The organism is Sphaerochaeta sp. S2, assembly GCF_016406725.1.
In the GTDB taxonomy this organism is placed as follows: Bacteria; Spirochaetota; Spirochaetia; order Sphaerochaetales; family Sphaerochaetaceae; genus Sphaerochaeta.
Map to the genome: position 1 here is coordinate 1 of NZ_JAEKNT010000186.1, position 1466 is coordinate 1466.

Here is a 1466-nt window from a genome sequence, read left to right on the forward strand (position 1 = left end):
AGGAGGAATGATAAAAAGTCAGTAGGTGGTTACTGAGGCTCTGTCTGAAGGGTGTATCATTATAGATACAAGGTTGGAAGACAGAGTAGGTGCAAGTTCGACATGTTTGATGGTCGTAAGAGGCCGATTAGGAGAATGAAGAGTTTGTACCGAATCATTCAATGGTCACCGTCAGCGATGGCGGATAGGCCGGATAGGAGATTGGACGGAATCACCGAACGGAAGCTGTCTTGCCGACCAAAGCACAAGGAGGCCTTGAGATGGGCAACAAGCAGCGAGAAGAGAAGATTGAACAGTTGAGCGTAGGGGTCGACCTGCACAAGAGCCAGCTCACCATCTGTGTGATGGGAGAGGACGGGGAGCTGTTGCAGGAAGGGATGTACCGGACCACGACGGAGGGCTACCAGGCATTTGTGCAGAGGATGCATGAGTGGGAGGACGAGCGGGGATGCTCGGTCGCCATGGCGGTGGAGACCACCGGCAATGCACGGTACTTCAAGAACCGGATGGAAGGCGAGGGGTTCTCCGTGGTTGTGGTGAACACCAACAAGTTCAAGGTGATCAGCCAGAGCACCAAGAAGAACGACAGAGGGGATGCTGCAACGCTGGCCTACTACCTGGGCAAGGACATGCTGCCGGAAAGCCACCTGGCGGACCAGAGCAGCGAGGAGCTCAGGAGGATGATCAAGTGCAGGAGCCTTTTGGTGAGCAGCACGGTGAAGATGAAGAACCAGATCCACGGGATGCTGCTCGGCTACGGGATCACGACCAAGGCAGCCCAGCTGCAGAGCAATAAAAAGCGGCAGGCCCTGGTTAAAGATCTCGCGGATCAAGGTTTTACAGAGGCCGCCGCATCACTCGAGGTGATACTTGGCATTATAGAAGGTGTGCAGGAGCAAATCAAGGTCCTGGAGAAGCGCCTTCGGGAGATGACCAGGGACGACGAGGATGTGCAGCTGCTGATGACCATCCCGGGTGTCGGGTTCCTGACGGCCAGCGCAATCGCCGCCTACACCAAGGACCTGGACAAGAGGTTCTGCGGGGATTTCAAGCGGTTCGCCTCGTACGTGGGCATCGTGCCCTCGGTGCACAACTCCAACGAGACGGTGCACATGGGCAGGATAACCAAGCACGGCCCGCAGGAGCTGAGAACAGCACTCGTGCAGGCCACAATGGGCATGATACGGCTCTCCAAGATAACCGGTGAATGGAGGCTGATGACCGATTACCGGGCAATGAAGACGGGCAAGGGTTCCGGCAAGTCAATCATTGCAACGACCAGGAAATTGGCGAGAATCATCTTTGCCATGCTCCATAACAGGGAACCGTTCAATCCAGCCTTGATGGTGAGGGACAAGTGTCTGTTCACCGTCGAGGAGGTCATAGGGGCTTGACTTGACAGCTCCTATAGTAAAACAAACAAAGGTTAGCAGTTTCCTAACTTTACTGTTGACTTTTTATAGGAG

At 54.7% G+C, this 1466-nt stretch carries 1 protein-coding gene; it reads left to right on the top strand.

All coding sequences use genetic code 11. The features are described from left to right. Positions 1–260: 260 nt before the first annotated feature. Positions 261–1394: an IS110 family transposase gene (locus JF818_RS05025; protein WP_198890874.1), complete on the top strand. Its 1134-nt coding sequence runs from the start codon at positions 261–263 to the stop codon at positions 1392–1394. Positions 1395–1466: the final 72 nt, after the last annotated feature.